This is a genomic window from Enterobacter sp. 6722112, from assembly GCF_058661685.1.
Map to the genome: position 1 here is coordinate 4,358,189 of NZ_JBZWGR010000007.1, position 20,216 is coordinate 4,378,404.

Consider the following 20,216-nt stretch of genomic DNA (forward strand, 5'->3'; position numbering starts at 1 on the left):
ACGTTGAAGCGCATCTATTTTATGTTATCCCTGGTGTCGCTGTGGGTCAGCGGCACGTATTCCGGGCACGCTGCTGGTGAAACCTTTAACTCACGATTGTTAGAACTTGAACATCCGGTCGACATTGATATCAGTCAGTTTAGCCGGCCCGATAATCTCCCTGAAGGGGATTATCAGGTTGATATTTATATCAACGAGCGCTTTTTTGAGCGCCGTGAAATCCATTTTTTTCGAACAAACAACGAGAGCGCACTCCAGCCCTGTTTCCGCGACTTAAAAAATACGCTGGCTACGTTTGGCATAAAAGTGGATGCCATAAAAGCACTGGCTACGATTAACACCAGCCGCTGCGAGCCCGTTCCCCCGCTGGCGGGAGCTACATGGGTTCTGGATGACGAAAAGCTCGCGTTACGGGTCTCTATACCGCAGATTTATATGGATTCTTCAGCGCGTGACGCCATTCCGCCTTCACGCTGGGATCAGGGTATTAATGCCCTGATGGTGAATTATGATTTTTCAACCACCCAGACGTTGAAATCAGACTATGACAGTGACGATCTGTATTATCTGAACATGCGTAGCGGTATTAACCTTGGCAGCTGGCGACTTCGCAACTACAGCACCCTCAATGCGGTAAACAGCAACGGCAGTTATCATTCTGCGAGTACGTATTTACAACGTGATATTGCCAGCCTGCGAAGCCAGATAATGATGGGGGATACCTGGACGGCAAATGATCTATTCGATAGCAGCCAGGTGCGCGGCGTGCGCCTGTATACCGATAATGACATGCTGCCGGATAGTCTGAACGGCTTCGCACCCGTCGTCCGGGGCATTGCTAAAAGTAATGCCGTCGTCACCATTCGTCAGAATGGCTACATTATCTATCAATCTGCTGTTCCTCAGGGGCCGTTTGCCCTGACCGATCTCAACACCACCAGCAGTGGGGGCGATCTCGACGTTACGATCAAAGAAGAAGATGGTAGTGAGCAGCATTTTACGCAGCCTTATGCTTCCCTGGCGATATTGCGACGGGAAGGCCAGACGGACTTTGATATCAGCATTGGCGAACTGAACAACAGCGATCGCTATTCACCTGATTTATTGCAGGCTCAGCTTTTACGCGGCATGCAAGGGGGAATGACGCTGTATGGCGGCACACAGTTAGCTGAGAATTACACTGCCATAGCGGCTGGTATTGGTCAGGATCTCGGCGAGATCGGGGCGATATCGATGGATGTCACCCATGCGGCGTCTCGTTTTGTCGATGATACGGAGCAGGGGCAATCCTGGCGTTTTCTCTATTCCAAGACGTTCGATGTAAGTAATACCAGCCTGCGAATAGTAGGCTATCGCTATTCAACGGAAGGATTTTATACCCTGGATGAGTGGGCTTCCCGCAGGAGCGATAGCGAGACGTTCTGGCAAACGGGTAACCGCAGAAGCCGTCTGGAGGGAACGTGGACACAACCTTTTGCGCAGGGGTATGGAAATATTTACCTGACGCTGAGCCGTGAACAGTACTGGCGAACGGATAGCGTTGAACGGCTGATCCAGATTGGTTACAGCAACAGCTGGAAACAGATGACGTGGAATGCGTCATGGAACTATACCGATACTGCGAATCATCACGATGGGGACTGGGAAAAGGATGGCGAAAACGAACACGTTTTCATGCTGTCACTCTCGCTTCCGCTCTCCCAGTGGTTACCGAACACCTACGCCAACTATAACGTTACTGGCAACAATAAAAACAGCGTCTCCCATCAGGTAGGCCTGAACGGAAGGCTGCTTCAGAACAACAACTTGAACTGGAACATACAGCAATCCGTTGATGAAAGTGGCGGCAGTACGGGGGGGAATGCGGGACTGGCATGGGACGCGGCTTATGGCTCCATGAAAGGTAACTATGCCTGGAGCAACGAAACCCGAAGTCTCAATTATGGCGTCAGCGGCGGCATTCTACTGCATTCAGAAGGTGTCACCTTCTCACAGGAAATGGGAGAAACCGTCGCGCTGGTGAAAGCTCCAGGAGCGGCGGGCCTGGCGGTGGAAAACAGCAGCGGTGTCGCGACGGACTGGCGCGGCTACACCGTAAAAACGCAGCTGTCACCCTATGATGAAAATCGTATCGCAATTGGCGACAGCGACTTTGCCTCTGGCAATGTTGAACTGGAAAAAAGCGTCCAGAATCTGGTTCCCACCCGTGGAGCGGTAGTAAAAGCGGAATTCGTTACGCATATCGGCTACCGCATCCTTTTCAACGTTCATCTCAGCAATGGCAAACCTGCGCCTTTTGGGGCAACGGGATCGGCAACGCTGGACACCGGAAGCGTTACGGGCATTGTCGGAGAAGAGGGCGAACTCTATCTCTCAGGCCTGCCGGAAAAGGGGCAATTTACGTTGACGCTTAACGACGGCGCAACCTGTCGGGCGGAATACACGCTTCAACAACAGCCTGACGCTGGACTGGTGCAGATGCCCGTCACGTGTCGATAAAGGATTAAAATGAAACTGCAATACGGTCTTTTAGCCTTACTGACCTGCGTCTTCTATGCGCATGCGGCCCCAACCGGCTACTGCGCGCCAGACAATGGCAAATATCATAACTACCTGAATTTTACAGAGCAGTTTTCCATTACGGACAATATAGCCGGAACGTCAACGCTTATTAATGTGAATAACAACAATACCTCGTTTAAAGGTACCTGCTACTGTCTGACCGGGCCGAATCAGAGTTACGATCATACCTATATCACCAGCGTCGTTAATCCAGCGCTGGTGCCTGCGGGAAGCAGGAACAATGTCGCCTATTTTAACCTGAATGATAACGTTGATATCGGCCTGCTTGTTTACATACTCGGTGTCGGTTATACGGCAGTGCCCTTTGATCATCTGCCTAATAAAACCGGTACTCCCTATCAATGTCACAGCGGCGTAAGTTCCGCCACCACGTTTTATAGCGGCGGCTCGGGGCAGATCTATTTGTACGTTAAAAAAGCCTTCACCGGGGTGATGACGATCCCGGCGACGGTGGTGGCGAATATCTATGCCACCATCGATCCGCGTACCGTCTCGAATGAGATTATTTCTGATGTGATTGTTCAGGGAACAGTGACGGTTCCTCAATCCTGTGAGATTGACGAGGGGCAGGCCATTGTTTTTGATTTCAATAAAATCCTGGCGTCAGAGTTTTCGTCGACGAAAGGGAAAGCGCTGACCGATCGCAAAATCACGCGTACCGTGAACATCAAATGCACCAATATGATGTTCTACGACAAGCTCGGCGCAACCCTGCATGCCTCAGCCGTGGCTTCTGATAATTCGATGATTGCGACGGACAACGAAGACGTAGGAATTAAGGTCTACGACAAATACAATCGGGAAGTGAATACGAATGGCGGCAACCTTGAAGCAGAAACGACTAAAATTCCCGACATCATGGGGGATACGCTGGGATCGCTGACATTTTCAAGCGCACCTGCCAGCGCAACGGGAGCGAGACCCAAACCAGGCCAGTTCAATGCAACGGCAACTCTGACGATTGAAATCGCACATTAAAATGACAACGGCTGTTTATGACAGCCGTTGTCATATCAGCTACGCTAAAACTGTTTCATTACAAAAAAGATGACAAAAATATGACCATGTCGTGAATTAATGGCTATATTTTTCAAGTGGTTACATCTGTCGCTGGCTTTGTCATAAAACTGTCATATTTCGTACATTTATCTGTCACCTGTTTGTCCTATTTTGCTCATCGTAGCCACTTAAACAATGATTTACGAAATCCTTGCAGGAGACATTATGAAAGTTATGCGTACCACTGTCGCAACTGTTGTCGCCGCGACCTTATCAATGAGCGCTTTCTCTGCCTTTGCAGCAGCAAGCCTGACTGGCGCTGGTGCAACCTTCCCTGCGCCGGTGTATGCCAAATGGGCGGATACCTACCAGAAAGAGACCGGTAACAAGGTCAACTATCAGGGTATCGGCTCCTCCGGTGGCGTAAAACAAATTACCGCGAATACCGTTGATTTCGGCGCATCCGACGCTCCGCTGTCTGATGAGAAACTGAATCAGGAAGGCCTGTTCCAGTTCCCGACCGTGATCGGCGGCGTTGTGCTGGCTGTTAACATCCCTGGCCTGAAATCAGGCGAGCTGGTGCTGGACGGCAAAACCCTGGGTGACATCTACCTGGGCAAAATCAAAAAATGGGATGACGAAGCCATCACTAAGCTGAACCCGGGCGTTAAGCTGCCTTCGCAGAATATCGCGGTGGTTCGTCGTGCTGACGGCTCTGGTACCTCTTTCGTGTTCACCAGCTACCTGGCGAAAGTGAACGAAGAGTGGAAATCTAAAGTCGGTTCCGGCTCTACCGTTAACTGGCCAACCGGTCTGGGCGGTAAAGGCAACGACGGTATCGCAGCCTTCGTACAGCGTCTGCCAGGCTCCATCGGTTACGTAGAATACGCTTACGCTAAGCAGAACAACCTGGCTTACACCAAACTGGTTTCTGCCGACGGCAAACCGGTTAGCCCGACCGAAGAGAACTTCGCCAACGCCGCGAAAGGCGCTGACTGGAGCAAATCCTTCGCGCAGGACCTGACCAACCAGAAAGGCGACGATGCATGGCCTATCACGTCTACCACCTTCATTCTGGTCCACAAAGAGCAGAAGAAGCCTGAGCAGGGTGCTGAAGTGCTGAAGTTCTTCGACTGGGCATATAAAAATGGCGGCAAACAGGCTAACGATCTGGATTACGCCAGCCTGCCAGACAGCGTGGTTGAGCAGATCCGTGCTGCATGGAAAACCAACGTGAAAGACAGCAGCGGTAAAGCGCTGTATTAACAGGATATATTTAACGAAGATGGCGGGTGGCGCTGCGCTTACCCGCCCTACGGTTTACTCTGTAGGCCCGGTAAGCGTCAGCGCCGCCGGGCATATTCGTAAAAACGTCTCAAACAGAAGAGTAATTTATGGCTGCAACCAAGCCTGCATTTAACCCTCCGGGTAAAAAAGGTGACATGATTTTCAGCGCGCTGGTGAAACTGGCTGCGCTGATTGTGCTATTGCTGCTGGGCGGCATTATCGTGTCCCTGATTTTCTCCTCCTGGCCGAGCATTCAAAAATTTGGTTTCGCCTTCCTGTGGACCAAAGAGTGGGATGCGCCGAACGATATTTATGGTGCGCTGGTGCCGATTTACGGCACGCTGGTGACCTCTTTTATCGCCCTGCTGATTGCGGTTCCGGTGAGCTTTGGTATTGCCCTGTTCCTGACGGAACTGGCGCCAGGCTGGCTGCGACGTCCGCTGGGTATCGCCATTGAACTGCTGGCGGCCATCCCAAGTATCGTTTACGGCATGTGGGGCCTGTTTATCTTCGCGCCGCTGTTTGCGACGTACTTCCAGGAGCCGGTCGGTAACGTTCTCTCTGCCATTCCGTTTGTGGGGGCGCTGTTCTCCGGCCCGGCATTCGGTATCGGCATTCTGGCGGCAGGTGTGATCCTCGCCATCATGATTATTCCGTACATTGCGGCGGTCATGCGCGATGTCTTCGAACAAACCCCGGTGATGATGAAAGAGTCCGCCTACGGCATCGGCTGCACCACCTGGGAAGTTATCTGGCGCATCGTCCTTCCGTTCACCAAAAACGGGGTGATTGGCGGCATTATGCTGGGCTTAGGCCGCGCGCTGGGTGAAACCATGGCGGTCACCTTTATCATCGGCAACACCTACCAGCTCGACAGCGCCTCGCTTTATATGCCGGGGAACAGTATTACCTCTGCGCTGGCGAACGAATTTGCCGAAGCGGAATCCGGGCTGCACGTCGCCGCGCTGATGGAACTGGGCCTGATCCTGTTTGTTATCACCTTTATTGTGCTGGCTATCTCCAAGCTGATGATTATGCGTCTGGCTAAAAACGAGGGGGCACGCTAATGGCGACTCTCGACATGCAAAACACCGCTCAGCTTGCGGAATCCCGTCGCAAAATGCAGTCAAAGCGCCGGATTAAAAACCGCATTGCGTTGACGCTTTCCATGGCGACGATGGCGTTCGGCCTGTTCTGGCTGATCTGGATCCTGATGTCCACCATCACCCGGGGTATTGATGGAATGTCCCTGGCGCTGTTCACCGAGATGACGCCGCCGCCGAACACGGCGGGTGGTGGTCTGGCAAACGCCCTGGCGGGCAGCGGCCTGCTGATCCTGTGGGCGACCGTTTTCGGTACGCCGTTGGGCATCATGGCGGGTATCTATCTGGCGGAATATGGCCGCAAGTCCTGGATCGCTGAAGTCATCCGCTTCATTAACGACATTCTGCTTTCTGCCCCGTCGATTGTCGTGGGTCTGTTTGTTTACACCATCGTGGTGGCGCAAATGGAACACTTCTCCGGCTGGGCGGGTGTGATTGCGCTGGCGCTGTTGCAGGTGCCTATCGTTATTCGTACCACTGAAAACATGCTGAAACTGGTGCCGGACAGCCTGCGTGAAGCGGCTTACGCGCTGGGTACGCCTAAATGGAAGATGATTTCGGCTATCACCCTGAAAGCGTCCGTCTCGGGGATCATGACCGGTATCCTGCTGGCTATCGCCCGTATCGCCGGTGAAACCGCACCGCTGCTGTTTACCGCCCTCTCCAATCAGTTCTGGAGCACGGACATGATGCAGCCGATCGCCAACCTGCCGGTGACGATCTTTAAATTTGCGATGAGCCCATTCGCGGAATGGCAGCAGCTGGCCTGGGCCGGGGTGCTGATCATCACCCTTTGCGTACTGTTGCTGAACATTCTGGCGCGCGTCATTTTCGCGAAGAAGAAACACGGTTAAATTTTTACGGCGCGGCACATCGCGGCGCCGAATGAGGAAATGAGTCAATGAGTATGGTTGATACTGCCCCGGGTAAGATTCAGGTTCGTGATTTGAACTTCTACTACGGCAAATTCCATGCCCTGAAGAATATCAACCTGGATATCGCAAAGAACCAGGTAACGGCATTCATCGGTCCGTCCGGCTGTGGCAAATCCACGCTGCTGCGCACCTTTAACAAAATGTATTCGCTCTATCCGGAGCAGCGCGCAGAAGGTGAAATTCTGCTGGACGGTGACAACATCCTGACCAATACCCAGGATATCGCCCTGCTGCGTGCGAAAGTGGGGATGGTATTCCAGAAACCCACGCCGTTCCCGATGTCGATCTATGACAACATCGCCTTTGGTGTGCGTCTGTTTGAGAAGCTCTCCCGTGCGGATATGGACGAGCGCGTGCAGTGGGCATTGACCAAGGCCGCATTATGGAACGAAACCAAAGATAAACTTCACCAGAGTGGGTACTCTCTCTCCGGTGGTCAGCAGCAGCGTCTGTGCATTGCGCGCGGTATCGCCATTCGCCCGGAAGTCTTGCTGCTGGATGAGCCGTGCTCAGCCCTGGACCCGATCTCAACCGGGCGTATCGAAGAGCTGATCACCGAGCTGAAGCAGGATTACACCGTGGTGATCGTGACCCACAACATGCAGCAGGCTGCACGTTGTTCTGACCACACGGCGTTTATGTATCTGGGCGAGTTGATTGAGTTCAGCGATACGGACGCGCTGTTCACTCGTCCGGCGAAGAAACAAACCGAAGATTATATTACTGGCCGCTACGGTTGATTTGCCTTAGTGCATGTGGAGAAACCATGGACAACCTCAATCTTAATAAACACATTTCCGGCCAGTTTAACGCAGAGCTGGAAAGCATTCGCACCCAGGTGATGACCATGGGCGGCATGGTCGAGCAGCAGCTTTCTGACGCGATCACGGCGATGCACAACCAGGACAGCGAGCTGGCGAAGCGCGTTATTGAAGGCGACCACAACGTCAATATGATGGAAGTCGCCATCGACGAAGCCTGCGTGCGCATCATTGCGAAGCGTCAGCCGACGGCGAGCGACCTGCGTCTGGTGATGGCGATCATCAAAACCATCGCCGAGCTGGAGCGTATCGGTGACGTGGCGGATAAAATCTGCCGTACCGCGCTGGAGAAATTCTCCCAGCAGCACCAGCCGCTGCTGGTGAGCCTGGAGTCTCTCGGGCGCCACACCGTGCAGATGCTGCACGACGTGCTGGACGCTTTCGCGCGCATGGATCTGGACGAAGCGGTCCGTATCTACCGTGAAGACAAGAAAGTTGACCAGGAATACGAAGGCATTGTGCGTCAGCTGATGACCTACATGATGGAAGATTCTCGTACCATTCCAAGCGTACTGACCGCGCTGTTCTGTGCGCGCTCCATCGAGCGTATCGGTGACCGTTGCCAGAACATTTGCGAATACATTTTCTATTTCGTGAAGGGGCAGGATTTCCGACACGTGGGCGGCGACGAGCTGGACAAGCTGCTGGCGGGTAAAGATCCGAAAGAGTGATATGTGTGGCGGGTGGCGCTAACGCTTACCCGCCCTACGTTAATTCAACGCGTAATATCCCACCCGCGCGCCTTCCACAACGCTGGCAGTTGCGCCAGATCGGTAAAGGTTGTCACTTTTGGATGGTCGATCGGCTTGTTGTGCGGATCGGCGCAGAAGTAAAACACCTCCATCCCCGCATCAATCCCTGACTGCGCGCCGGCAGATGAGTCATCCACCAGAATGCAGTTCTCCACGTTGACGTTCATCGCCTTCGCCGCGTGGAACATCAGCGCCGGATCGGGCTTCCAGCGCTGGATATCGTAGCCGCTGAACAGTTTTTCCGGGAAGTGGTGCAACATCTCCATCTTGCCGAGCGAGTGCTGCATTTTGCTGACCGGTCCGTTAGAGACTACGCAGATCGGCACCGTCATCGCATCCAGCAGCGCGTTAGCGCCGGCGATAACTTCCAGCTCGGCGTCGAAGAGGCGTGCGACCTCGGCGCGGTACACCGGTTCCAGATCCGCTTTCACCAGATCCACCCCGTGCTCTTCGTTAATGATGTCGATGATCTCGTACAGCTTCACGCCCTTAAAGCGTTTGAACACCTCTTCGAGATCGAGCGTAATACCAAATTCATGGAACATGGCGACATACGCGCGGGAACAAATGACCTCACTGTCGACCAGCGTACCGTCACAGTCGAAAAATACCGCTTCAATTCCGGACATGCCTTTCCCTTTTAACAAGTTTAACGTTTTCGTACGGCAGTTCACCGGGACGCAATCGTTGCCGTATAAGCAAAATCAATGAAAAAAGTATCCCGTAACCGCCACTATTGTCGCATTTTGGTATAGGATAGCGACGAATTTTCCCTCCTTGTTCGGAAATTGATGATGAGTCAACAACACACTACCCAGACGTCTGGTCAGGGGCTGCTTGAGCGCGTGTTCAAACTGCGCGAGCACGGCACAACGGCACGCACCGAAGTGATCGCCGGTTTTACTACCTTCCTGACGATGGTCTATATCGTTTTCGTTAACCCGCAAATTCTGGGCGTGGCTGGCATGGACACCAGCGCCGTCTTTGTAACCACCTGTCTGATCGCGGCCCTTGGCAGCATCCTGATGGGCGTTTTCGCTAATCTGCCCGTGGCGCTGGCCCCGGCAATGGGTCTGAATGCGTTCTTTGCGTTCGTGGTGGTTCAGGCGATGGGCCTGCCGTGGCAGGTTGGGATGGGCGCTATTTTCTGGGGCGCGGTCGGCCTGCTGCTGCTGACCATCTTCCGCGTGCGCTACTGGATGATTGCGAACATTCCCGTGAGCCTGCGCGTGGGCATCACCAGCGGTATCGGTCTGTTCATCGGCATGATGGGGCTGAAAAACGCTGGCGTTATCGTGGCGAACCCGGAAACGCTGGTGAGCATTGGTAACCTGACCTCTCACAGCGTGCTGCTGGGCGTGCTGGGCTTCTTTATCATCGCGATCCTGGCATCGCGCAACATCCATGCTGCGGTGCTGGTCTCTATCATTGTGACCACACTGCTGGGCTGGATGCTGGGTGACGTGCATTACAACGGTATCGTCTCTGCGCCACCGAGCGTCTCTACCGTGATTGGCCACGTTGATCTGGCGGGCTCGCTGAACCTGGGACTGGCCGGGGTGATTTTCTCCTTCATGCTGGTCAACCTGTTTGACTCCTCCGGTACGCTGATTGGCGTGACCGACAAAGCGGGTCTGGCAGATGAAAAAGGCAAATTCCCGCGCATGAAGCAGGCGCTGTATGTGGATAGCATCTCTTCCGTTGCAGGCTCTTTCATCGGTACCTCGTCTGTTACCGCTTACATTGAATCCTCTTCCGGTGTGTCCGTGGGTGGTCGTACCGGCCTGACGGCGGTAGTTGTGGGTCTGCTGTTCCTGCTGGTGATCTTCCTCTCTCCGCTGGCGGGGATGGTGCCACCATACGCGGCAGCCGGCGCGCTGATCTACGTCGGCGTGCTGATGACCTCAAGCCTGGCGCGCGTGAAGTGGGAAGATCTGACGGAAGCCGTTCCGGCATTTATTACCGCGGTGATGATGCCGTTCAGCTTCTCGATCACCGAAGGTATCGCGCTGGGCTTTATCTCTTACTGCGTGATGAAGATCGGTACCGGCCGCTTCCGCGAACTTAGCCCGTGCGTGATTATTGTGGCGCTGCTGTTTGTGCTGAAGATTGTGTTTATTGATGCACACTAAGATGCTGGTGGTGTCAGGTGGCGCTTCGCTTACCTGACCTACTGACGAATGTAGGCCCGGTAAGCGCTAGCGCCACCGGGCTTTTTTATCAGGCCTTCACCCGCTTAATATAATCCCCAAACGCGGTCAGCTGGCCAGAGAGATGGTCACGCGTACTCTGATCCACCACTTCACCCGTCTGCGGGTCGACCTTGTTCTGAATCACGCCGCCCATAAATTCCGGCTTGTTCATCACCATCGCATCCAGGAACACCAGGATCTGACGCAGGTGATACTGGCAGCGCGCGCCGCCGATGGCGCCCATTGAGCTGGTCTGGATCAGCACAGGTTTACCAGACAGCGGCTGCTCCGGTAAACGGGACAGCCAGTCAATGGCGTTCTTCAGACCACCCGGCACCGAGTAGTTATACTCAGGCGTCACAATCACCACGCCGTCAGCCTGACGGATTTGCTCGGCTATCGCTTCCACACTCTGCGGGAACCCTTCTTCCTGCTGAACGTCAGCATCATAAAGCGGGATGTCGCCAATGGACGGCAGGGCACTGATCTCCATTCCCGCAGGCGCCAGCTGCGGCAGCGTACGGGCAACCATCCCGTTAAAAGAACCTTTGCGCAGGCTTCCCAGTAACGTAACAACTTTCAACGTATCAGACATGATTACTCCTGTTTCATCATGATGATCCTGGACGGATCAGCTATGGGTGTATGCTTTTTCTGCCGGTAAACTGGTTAATCGCATCAGGCGCGCGGCGGGCTCGTTGGCGCGCTCAGGTACATCCGGAAGACTACGCCAACCGCGAGTGCTGTCAAACTCCCAGATTTTCAGCCGTTCGATGGCGGGGGTCACCGCAACGGACCAGATCAGTACGTCCTCAGCGTCGCAGAGCGCCTCTACCAGCGAGGCTTTTGTCGCGCGCAGGCGTCCGGAGCCGGGGAGCAGCTGCAACAGGCTGGCGTCGTCTGACGCCGCGCCGCTCAGTTTGCGGATGCTCTGGCGAAGGGTAATGAGCTGCGCTCTGGCTTCAACGGGGTCGTTCTGGTTACGTATCCACAGCTTTTCATTGCTGGAGAGCGGGTATTCATCGAGCGCGTTCGCACCATGGAAGCTGCGCGTGACGCGTTGTAGCTCCATATCCAGGCCGCAATCACCTTCCGTCGTCAGCGCGACGCCAACAATGTTGCCGGTATACGCAATGGAAAAATGGGGGAGTGCCGGGTCCGCAAAAACCGGGCGACCTTCTGGCTGGGTGAGTATGTCCGGTAATTCGCTGGTGCCGTAGAGCATAAAAAGCAGTTCTGCGAGGAGCGCTCTGGAAGCTAAAAACCGCGTCCTGCGGTGTTCAGGTAGTTTGAGCGCCTCACTGTGACAGGCTGAAGATATTCTGGCCGATACGAGATGCCCTTCCGTTAATGTTCCTCGTGCAAAATGCGTAGCCATTTTTCGCTCCTTGATAATGGTCGTAGTCGGTTAAACGGTTACATGATTATCGCTTAACTCAGCTTCTGTTTTAATCAGTAAATGGAAATAAGAGAAGCCTGAGCACCGAACTTTACATTATCTTAGGCAAAAACCTGACCTGGTGCGGTATACAGCGCTTTGATCGTCTCGCGCAGCCAGAGGATTTTCGGATTATGGCTGTTCCGTTTATGCCAGATCAGCGTGAAGGGGACGGTGAGCTTTTCTGCCTGCGCCTCATCGATGGGAATGGGCAGACAGACCAGATTACGCTGGTGGAGTTGATTGTAGTGATGGCAGTAGTGCGGCGCAGTGGCAATGTAGTTGTGATCCGGCTGGGCTGCCATAAACATCGACTGTTCAAAACCGGGCAAACTCATGGCGATGTTACGCTCCCGGCCCATCTCCCTTAGCACCTCATCGAGCGCCCAGGTGTCGCTGCGTTCCCAGAAGATGCTGATATGCGGGTAGCGCAGAAACGTCTCCAGATCCCACGCTTCCTGGAGCGCGGGATGATCCTCGCGCAAATACACGCACGGACGGTCACTGAACAGGATTTCGTAGTCGATAAACCACGGCATCAGCTTTAGCAGTTCGCGCGAGCGAGGGTGCGTTTCACGCCCGGTGAAGCCCAGATCCACTTCTCCGCGCGTAATGGCGTCCAGCGAATCGTAATCCCATTGGCGCAGCTTCACCGTCGCCTGTGGGTAGCGTTCATTCACCTGCTCCAGCAGGGTATTAAAGCGGATCAGCATCAGCGGTGTTTCGGCGGCGAGCACAAACTTAAGCCCGCCTGGAGAGCTATGGTGGAATTTATCGAGGATCTGGTTGCCAATCTGCATCCAGTCGGCCAAGTCCTGTTCCAGACTCACCGTCAGCGGCGTGGGCAGTAGCCCTAAAGGCGTTTTCACAAACAGCGGATCGTCGAACCAGTCGCGCAGCTTCGCCAGCGATTTACTCACCGCGGACGGCGTCACGTTCATCCGCTTCGCGGCTTTGGTGACGCTGCGCTCCTGCAACAAAAGTTGCAGGCAAAGTAAAAGATTAAGATCGAGACTGCTGATGGGCTTCTTCATAGTGCGCCGCGGGCTGGATGACCATAAGTAAGGTAATGCAGAGTATGCTACAGCCAATCAGAACCCCGATCAGCATATTCAGCGCGTTAAGGCCGATCACCGCCGCCAGCCAAATCCACAGTGACGAACCGCAGACCTGCGCAATGCCCAGCACCGAGCTTGCCACGCCTGCCCGCAATGAAAACGGGCCAAGTGCCTGACTCATCGCCACACCAAAGCCGACGGAGAATCCGGCGCAGATCAGAGTAATGCCCACCAGCATTACAGCGTGTGAGGTGGCGGTCGCCAGGATCACGCCTGCGGCGAGGAACAGCGTCTGTGAGGTGAGCATCAGCGTGCGCTGGCGGAAGATGTTGAGCGCAAAGGGCGTGGAGAATGAAACCGCCATGCTCACCATCGCGGTTAGCGCCATCACCGTCGAATACTCACCGCGATCGAAGCCCATCGTCTCCATCAGCAACACCGGGGAAACGTTTACATAGGTGAGGATCACCGCCACGCTAAGCGTGGTGATTGTCAGCCGACTCAGGAAAAAGCGATTCATCAGCTTTTCAGCCGGATGGAGGGTTGCGGTGTGATATGGCTGTTGCGAACCGGGATGGGTCTCTTTCAGCACCGTCACGGACAGGATAAAGACGATGGCGCCCATTGCGGCCATGGTCCAGAAAAGACTCTGCCACGGAAATTTAAGCATAATCAGGTAGCCTACAACCGGTGCCAGCACCGGGATGATGCAGGTAATGCCGTTCAGCATCGACAGCACTTTAGCGCGGCGCTGGGCGCTTAAGGTATCGCGAAGAATAGCAAACGCCACCACGTAACAGCCACCCGCGCCAATGCCCTGGATAAAACGGCCTGACAGGAACATTGTGCTTTCCTGAGCTACTGAAGACAGTACTGATGCCAGCGCAAAGATAACTGCACCCGTAATGGCGACGGGCTGACGGCCTGCTTTATCCGCGATTTTCCCGGCAAATACCATCGACGACGCCATTCCCGCGAGGTAGGCCGAAAACGCGATGTGCAGCTGCGCCTCGCTGGCACCCAGATCGCGGGCAATATGCGGTAGCCCCACCAGATACATATCAATGCCGGACGGATACAGCAGAACCAGCGCAAAACTACAGAACAGAAAACGAGCCATAAATCCCCCATAGATGCAGGCAAGCAGGATAGGGGGCGTGGAGGGATTAAGCGAGTTGCCATTTGGACAATGGTGATTTCCCTGGAGGAAATCACCCTGTATTAACGGGAATTACTTACCAATGCAGAAGCTCGAGAAAATCCGACCCAGCAGATCGTCCGACGTAAACTCCCCGGTGATCTCACTCAGGTTCTGCTGCGCCAGACGCAGCTCTTCCGCCAGCAGTTCACCGGCCCACGCGCCGATCAGCTGGGCTTTACCCTGCTCAAGGTGGCGAGCCGCCTCTTCCAGCGCCTGCAAGTGACGACGACGTGCCAGGAAGCCGCCCTCCATACTGGTGTCGAAGCCCATGCTCTGTTTGAGATGGCTACGCAGGGCTTCCACGCCTTCACCGGTACGGGCCGACAGGCGAATAAGTGAGTGACCATTCACATCGCTGATGCCCAGCGTTTCGCCGGTAACGTCGGCCTTGTTGCGGACCACGGTGATCGGCAGTTTAGCCGGGAGACGGGCGATAAAGTCTGGCCAGATTTCAGCCGGGTCAACGGCGTCGGTTGTCGTGCCGTCCACCATAAACAGCACGCGGTCGGCCTGCTCGATCTCCTGCCAGGCGCGTTCGATACCGATACGCTCGACTTCATCGCTCGCATCGCGCAGGCCAGCGGTGTCGATGATGTGCAGCGGCATGCCGTCGATATGGATATGCTCGCGCAGGACATCGCGGGTGGTGCCGGCTATGTCGGTCACGATCGCCGCTTCACGGCCCGCCAGGGCGTTCAGCAGGCTCGATTTTCCGGCATTGGGGCGACCAGCAATCACCACCTTCATTCCTTCACGTAGCAGGCTGCCCTGGCGCGCTTCGGCGCGAACGGCATCGAGATCGTTCATCACCTGGTTGAGCTGAGCTTCAATTTTACCGTCTGAGAGGAAGTCGATCTCCTCGTCCGGGAAGTCGATAGCCGCTTCGACATAGATTCGCAGGTGAGTAAGTGCTTCCACAAGGTGATTCACGCGTGTGGAAAATGCCCCCTGCAACGAATTCAGCGCGGAGCGGGCTGCCTGTTCGGAACTGGCGTCGATCAGGTCGGCAATCGCCTCGGCCTGCGCCAGGTCGAGCTTATCGTTGAGGAAAGCACGCTCGGAGAACTCACCCGGCTTTGCAATGCGCAGGCCAGGCAGGGTCAGAATACGTTTTAACAGCAGGTCGAGGATCACCGGGCCGCCGTGACCCTGAAGCTCCAGCACGTCTTCGCCGGTGAAGGAGTTTGGGCCGGGGAACCACAGCGCGATGCCCTGGTCCAGCGGTGTGCCGTCGGCATCCTTAAACGGCAGATAATCAGCGTAGCGCGGCTTTGGCAGTTTACCCAGCACCGCTTCGGCCACCTCACGCGCCTTCAGGCCGGAGATGCGCAGAATGCCTACACCACCGCGTCCCGGTGGGGTTGCCTGGGCGACGATAGTGTCGTTATGGCTCATGGTTGCTCTCGTTCAATACAAATAAAAAAGGCGGTCAATCGACCGCCCTTATTTTAGCGTTAAGTTACCGAATCAGGACTTTTTCTTTTCGCGGCTATGCAGGCCACGTTTTTCCAGACCACGGTAAATCAGCTGCTGCTGGATGATGGTCACCAGGTTGCTGACGATATAGTACAGCACCAGACCTGACGGGAACCACAGGAAGAACACGGTGAAGATGACCGGCATAAAGGTCATGATCTTCTGCTGCATCGGGTCGGTCACGGTGGTCGGAGACATCTTCTGGATGAAGAACATCGTCACGCCCATCAGGATCGGCAGGATGTAGTACGGGTCCTGTGCGGACAGGTCATGGATCCACAGAGCGAACGGCGCGTGGCGCAGCTCAACGGAACCCATCAGCATGTAGTACAGCGCAAGGAAGATTGGCATCTGAATCAGCAGCGGGAAGCAACCACCCAGTGGGTTCACTTTCTCTGCTTTATACAGGGCCATCATCTCCTGGCTCTGACGCTGTTTGTCATCGCCCAGACGCTCACGCATAGCCTGAATCTTCGGCTGTAGCATACGCATCTTCGCCATGGAGGTGTACTGCGCTTTAGTCAGCGGGTACATGATGCCACGAACGATAAAGGTGATAACGATGATGGAGAAGCCCCAGTTACCCAGGAAGCTGTGGATGAACTTCAGCAGCTTAAACAGCGGCTGAGAGATGAACCACAACCAACCGTAATCGACGGTCAGATCCAGGTGCGGCGCAACGGCAGCCATTTTGTCCTGGATTTCCGGGCCGACCCACAGGGTGCTTGCCAGTTTCCCGGTTTGACCCGGCTGCACCAGAACCGGCTGAGATTTGTAGCCGATGGCTGCAATACCGTTGCCGAGGTTCGCGGTGTAGAAGTTGTTCGTACCGTCGTTATTCGGTACCCACGCCGTCGCGAAATACTGTTGCAGCATTGCGACCCAACCGCCTTTAGAGCTGACGTTCAGGTTTTCGTTATCGGCAATGGTGTCGAATTTGTATTTCTCGTACTTGGTATCTGGCGTGGAGTAAGCCGCGCCACGGAAGGTATGCAGCGCAAAGTTGCTGCTTCCGGTGTCACGGTGAGACGGCAGATTGATGGACTGCTTCAACTGACCAAAGGTAGAGATTTCCAGTGGTTTCGCACCGGCGTTCTGTACGCTGTAGCCCACGTTCACCGCATACTCACCGCGTTTCAGGGTGAAGGTTTTGGTGAAGGTGTTGCCTGCCGCGTCGGTGTAGGTCATCGGGATAACCAGTTCGTTCTGACCATCAGCCAGCACAAACGTGTCATTCTCGACGTTATACAGTGGACGCGCACCGTTAGCCGGGTTATCCGGGCCATCACGACCGGTCAGGCCGCTCTGCGCCTGGTAGATAAATTCAGGCGTGGTTTCCAGTAACTGGAACGGTTCGGTAGACTTCAGCTCTTTCGGGTAGGTCAACAGCAGCGCCTGCTCAACATCACCACCACGGGTGTTGATAGTCAGCTCAAGCACATCGGTCTTAACCGTAATCTGTTTCCCCTGGCCACTGGCCGGTACGCCCTGGTCGGCGGCGCTACCCGCTGCGGTGGTCGTGGTCTGCGTGGTCTGCTGCTGGGGTTGAGGATTTTTATCCTGCTCCCATGCCTGCCAGATCATGAAAGACACGAACAACAAAGCGATGATAAGAAGATTGCGTTGCGAATCCATCGTTAGTGTTCTCTGGTATCAAAAGGTCCTGGAGGGACGGGGTCGTCTCCACCTGGGTGTAAAGGGTGGCATTTTAATACGCGTTTCACCGTCAACCAACTGCCTTTTATCACTCCAAACCTGCGCAATGCCTCAATTCCGTAGCTTGAGCATGTTGGCGTGAAACGGCAGTGTGGCCCGAGTAGCGGACTAATCAGGCGTTGATAGACCCGAATGAGGGCTATCAGGACCCGCGAGCCAGGCGACAGTGGCGGCGCCATAATTTTTCCAACGCTTCCGAGAGAGCACGGTTATCGAGGTCGGCAACCCCTTTTTTAGCCACCACCACGAAATCCATTGAAGGCAGTTCGTGCTGACGTAAACGGAAGCTTTCACGCGTCAGACGTTTAATCCGGTTGCGTTCATGCGCACGCTTAACGTTTTTCTTGGCGACTGTGAGACCGATGCGGGGATGCCCCAGCGAATTTTGGCGGCCGAGGATGGTGATTTGCGGCGTGCCAGCCCGTAATGGCTGCTGGAAGACGAAAGTGAAATGAGTGGGAGTTAACAAACGTAACTCCCTGGGAAATGCGAGCTTAACCACTCAGGGGTTAGCTTTATTACTTGGAAACGGTCAGACGAGCGCGGCCTTTAGCACGACGACGTGCCAGAACCTGACGACCATTTTTAGTAGCCATACGAGCACGGAAGCCGTGAGAACGGTTGCGCTTCAGTACAGACGGTTGAAAAGTGCGTTTCATGGCGATTTCTACCTAAACTTGAAAAAATTCATGACTTTTGCGGATGCCCGACCGAGTTTCGAATGACGGACGCCGAAGCCGTGGGTGATTAAAGAGGCCGGATTGTAATAATTGTACACTCCGGAGTCAATTCTCTTTCCTTAAATCCCTGTGTATTTCCGCACGTTTTCGCGTGGAAAATGAGCAGCGGACGACGCAGGAAGATGAGCATCACGCGCCGGGTCGAGGATTATACGGGCTCAACGATAAAGCGCAAGGATCGTCCCGGATCTTCGTTAGATCATTTAAGCCAAAAATTGTCTGTGCTCATTAAATTTTCCAATATGCGGCCTAAATCGCGAGGCACTCGCGTCAGGATCGTTTACACTTACCCGATTCCGGATCTTCCTGTGGATAAATCGGGAAGAATCTGTGAGAAACAGAAGATCTCTGGCTCAGTTTAGGCTATGATCCGCGGTCCCGATCGGGATCCAGCGATCCAGGCCGGGTATAACCGCAGATAGCGGTTCGCACATCACCCTTTTGCACAGGGTCATGTCGATGTGCGCCAACAATCATGAATATTCAATAGTTTTCTTTTATTGTTCGAGTGGAGTCCGCCGTGTCACTTTCGCTTTGGCAGCAGTGTCTTGCCCGATTGCAGGATGAGTTACCAGCCACAGAATTCAGTATGTGGATCCGCCCGTTGCAGGCGGAACTGAGCGATAACACGCTGGCTTTGTATGCGCCAAACCGTTTCGTGCTCGATTGGGTAAGGGATAAATACCTTAATAACATCAATGGACTGCTGAACGATTTCTGCGGGTCAGATGCCCCACAGCTGCGTTTTGAAGTGGGCACAAAGCCGGTCACCCAAACCGTTCGTGAAGTTGTCAATGTGGCAGCCCCTGCACAGGCGGCGCCCGCGCCAGCGCCTCGCGTTGCACCGGTTCGTCAGGGCTGGGATAACGTTCCGGCCCCCGCTGAGCCTACCTACCGCTCTAACGTTAACGTGAAACACACGTTCGATAACTTCGTTGAAGGTAAGTCGAACCAGCTGGCGCGCGCGGCGGCTCGCCAGGTAGCCGATAACCCCGGTGGCGCTTACAACCCGCTGTTTCTGTATGGCGGCACGGGTCTCGGTAAAACGCACCTGCTGCATGCGGTGGGTAACGGCATTATGGCGCGTAAGCCCAATGCGAAAGTGGTGTATATGCACTCCGAACGCTTCGTTCAGGACATGGTAAAAGCCCTGCAAAACAATGCGATCGAAGAGTTTAAACGCTACTACCGTTCCGTTGATGCGCTGCTGATCGATGACATTCAGTTCTTTGCCAATAAAGAACGATCGCAGGAAGAGTTTTTCCATACCTTTAACGCCCTGCTGGAAGGCAATCAGCAGATCATTCTGACCTCGGATCGTTATCCAAAAGAGATCAACGGCGTTGAAGATCGTCTCAAATCCCGCTTCGGCTGGGGCCTGACCGTGGCGATCGAGCCGCCGGAGCTGGAAACCCGCGTCGCGATCCTGATGAAAAAAGCCGACGAGAACGACATTCGCCTGCCGGGTGAAGTGGCGTTCTTCATTGCCAAGCGTCTGCGTTCCAACGTGCGTGAACTGGAAGGGGCGCTGAATCGCGTTATCGCCAACGCCAACTTCACCGGTCGGGCGATCACCATCGATTTTGTGCGTGAAGCGCTGCGCGATTTATTGGCTTTGCAGGAAAAACTGGTCACTATCGACAATATTCAGAAGACGGTGGCTGAGTACTACAAGATCAAAGTGGCAGATTTACTGTCTAAACGTCGTTCCCGCTCGGTGGCGCGTCCGCGTCAGATGGCGATGGCGCTGGCAAAAGAGCTAACCAACCACAGCCTGCCGGAAATCGGTGATGCGTTTGGTGGCCGTGACCATACGACCGTGCTGCACGCTTGTCGCAAGATCGAGCAGTTACGCGAAGAAAGCCACGACATAAAAGAAGATTTTTCCAATTTAATCAGAACATTATCATCGTGA

At 54.5% G+C, this 20,216-nt stretch carries 19 protein-coding genes; 9 read left to right on the top strand and 10 right to left on the bottom strand.

Annotated elements, in window-relative coordinates; translation table 11 throughout:
• Positions 1-21 precede the first annotated feature (21 nt).
• The 7 genes from AC4OVU_RS22300 to phoU all read left to right on the top strand — a co-directional run bounded on the left by AC4OVU_RS22300 (position 22) and on the right by phoU (position 8,399).
• A complete protein-coding gene (locus tag AC4OVU_RS22300) occupies positions 22-2,499 on the top strand; it encodes a fimbria/pilus outer membrane usher protein (protein ID WP_032672189.1) in 2,478 nt (825 codons plus the stop codon).
• 9 nt (positions 2,500-2,508) lie between these two features.
• Positions 2,509-3,561: a fimbrial protein gene (locus AC4OVU_RS22305; RefSeq protein ID WP_110292664.1), complete on the top strand. Its 1,053-nt coding sequence runs from the start codon at positions 2,509-2,511 to the stop codon at positions 3,559-3,561.
• A gap of 246 nt (positions 3,562-3,807) precedes the next feature.
• Positions 3,808-4,848, top strand: a complete 1,041-nt coding sequence (pstS, locus tag AC4OVU_RS22310) for a phosphate ABC transporter substrate-binding protein PstS (protein WP_017383706.1) — start codon at positions 3,808-3,810, stop codon at positions 4,846-4,848.
• A 128-nt stretch (positions 4,849-4,976) separates the two neighbouring features.
• The gene (gene pstC / locus AC4OVU_RS22315) at positions 4,977-5,936 is read left to right on the top strand and encodes a phosphate ABC transporter permease PstC (RefSeq protein WP_015570141.1); all 960 of its coding nucleotides are present in this window, start codon (positions 4,977-4,979) and stop codon (positions 5,934-5,936) included.
• On the top strand, positions 5,936-6,826 hold the full coding sequence (gene pstA, locus AC4OVU_RS22320) for a phosphate ABC transporter permease PstA (RefSeq protein WP_003861156.1): 891 nt from the start codon (positions 5,936-5,938) through the stop codon (positions 6,824-6,826). Before pstC ends, pstA begins: the two co-directional genes overlap by 1 nt.
• A 47-nt stretch (positions 6,827-6,873) precedes the next feature.
• Positions 6,874-7,647 (top strand): phosphate ABC transporter ATP-binding protein PstB, encoded by a 774-nt coding sequence (gene pstB, locus AC4OVU_RS22325; protein WP_003861154.1) that lies wholly within the window; start codon positions 6,874-6,876, stop codon positions 7,645-7,647.
• Between the two features lie 26 nt (positions 7,648-7,673).
• A complete protein-coding gene (gene phoU / locus AC4OVU_RS22330; protein WP_003861153.1) occupies positions 7,674-8,399 on the top strand; it encodes a phosphate signaling complex protein PhoU in 726 nt (241 codons plus the stop codon).
• 44 nt (positions 8,400-8,443) lie between these two features.
• On the opposite strand, the gene yieH is transcribed toward phoU, so the two are convergent.
• On the bottom strand, positions 8,444-9,109 hold the full coding sequence (gene yieH, locus AC4OVU_RS22335) for a 6-phosphogluconate phosphatase (protein WP_110292663.1): 666 nt from the start codon (positions 9,107-9,109) through the stop codon (positions 8,444-8,446).
• 165 nt (positions 9,110-9,274) lie between these two features.
• Here yieH and adeP point away from each other — a divergent pair, with 165 nt between their 5' ends.
• Positions 9,275-10,612 (top strand): adenine permease AdeP, encoded by a 1,338-nt coding sequence (gene adeP / locus AC4OVU_RS22340; RefSeq protein ID WP_017383704.1) that lies wholly within the window; start codon positions 9,275-9,277, stop codon positions 10,610-10,612.
• Between the two features lie 88 nt (positions 10,613-10,700).
• On the opposite strand, the gene AC4OVU_RS22345 is transcribed toward adeP, so the two are convergent.
• The 9 genes from AC4OVU_RS22345 to rpmH all read right to left on the bottom strand — a co-directional run bounded on the left by AC4OVU_RS22345 (position 10,701) and on the right by rpmH (position 18,220).
• A complete protein-coding gene (locus AC4OVU_RS22345; RefSeq protein ID WP_003861147.1) occupies positions 10,701-11,267 on the bottom strand; it encodes an NADPH-dependent FMN reductase in 567 nt (188 codons plus the stop codon).
• Between the two features lie 36 nt (positions 11,268-11,303).
• Complete coding sequence (locus AC4OVU_RS22350) at positions 11,304-12,050, bottom strand: 4'-phosphopantetheinyl transferase family protein (protein WP_110292662.1); 747 nt, start codon at positions 12,048-12,050, stop codon at positions 11,304-11,306.
• A gap of 122 nt (positions 12,051-12,172) precedes the next feature.
• The gene (gene yidZ, locus AC4OVU_RS22355) at positions 12,173-13,144 is read right to left on the bottom strand and encodes an HTH-type transcriptional regulator YidZ (protein WP_017383702.1); all 972 of its coding nucleotides are present in this window, start codon (positions 13,142-13,144) and stop codon (positions 12,173-12,175) included.
• Positions 13,113-14,288 carry an MFS transporter gene (locus tag AC4OVU_RS22360; RefSeq protein ID WP_015570137.1) on the bottom strand — a complete coding sequence of 392 codons (1,176 nt, stop codon included), beginning with the start codon at positions 14,286-14,288 and terminating at the stop codon, positions 13,113-13,115. The genes yidZ and AC4OVU_RS22360 overlap by 32 nt, the downstream gene beginning before the upstream one ends.
• A gap of 111 nt (positions 14,289-14,399) precedes the next feature.
• The gene (gene mnmE, locus AC4OVU_RS22365; protein WP_058685129.1) at positions 14,400-15,764 is read right to left on the bottom strand and encodes a tRNA uridine-5-carboxymethylaminomethyl(34) synthesis GTPase MnmE; all 1,365 of its coding nucleotides are present in this window, start codon (positions 15,762-15,764) and stop codon (positions 14,400-14,402) included.
• 72 nt (positions 15,765-15,836) lie between these two features.
• Positions 15,837-17,480: a membrane protein insertase YidC gene (gene yidC, locus AC4OVU_RS22370; RefSeq protein ID WP_003861138.1), complete on the bottom strand. Its 1,644-nt coding sequence runs from the start codon at positions 17,478-17,480 to the stop codon at positions 15,837-15,839.
• Positions 17,481-17,482: 2 nt separating this feature from the next.
• Positions 17,483-17,740: a membrane protein insertion efficiency factor YidD gene (gene yidD / locus AC4OVU_RS22375; RefSeq protein WP_001307474.1), complete on the bottom strand. Its 258-nt coding sequence runs from the start codon at positions 17,738-17,740 to the stop codon at positions 17,483-17,485.
• Positions 17,704-18,063: a ribonuclease P protein component gene (gene rnpA, locus AC4OVU_RS22380; RefSeq protein WP_006808764.1), complete on the bottom strand. Its 360-nt coding sequence runs from the start codon at positions 18,061-18,063 to the stop codon at positions 17,704-17,706. Before rnpA ends, yidD begins: the two co-directional genes overlap by 37 nt.
• Positions 18,064-18,079: 16 nt before the next feature.
• Positions 18,080-18,220 carry a 50S ribosomal protein L34 gene (gene rpmH / locus AC4OVU_RS22385; protein WP_000831330.1) on the bottom strand — a complete coding sequence of 47 codons (141 nt, stop codon included), beginning with the start codon at positions 18,218-18,220 and terminating at the stop codon, positions 18,080-18,082.
• A 601-nt stretch (positions 18,221-18,821) separates the two neighbouring features.
• On the opposite strand from rpmH, the gene dnaA reads away from it, so the two are divergent.
• Entirely contained in the window at positions 18,822-20,216 is a 1,395-nt protein-coding gene (dnaA, locus tag AC4OVU_RS22390; RefSeq protein WP_017383700.1) for a chromosomal replication initiator protein DnaA, read from the top strand.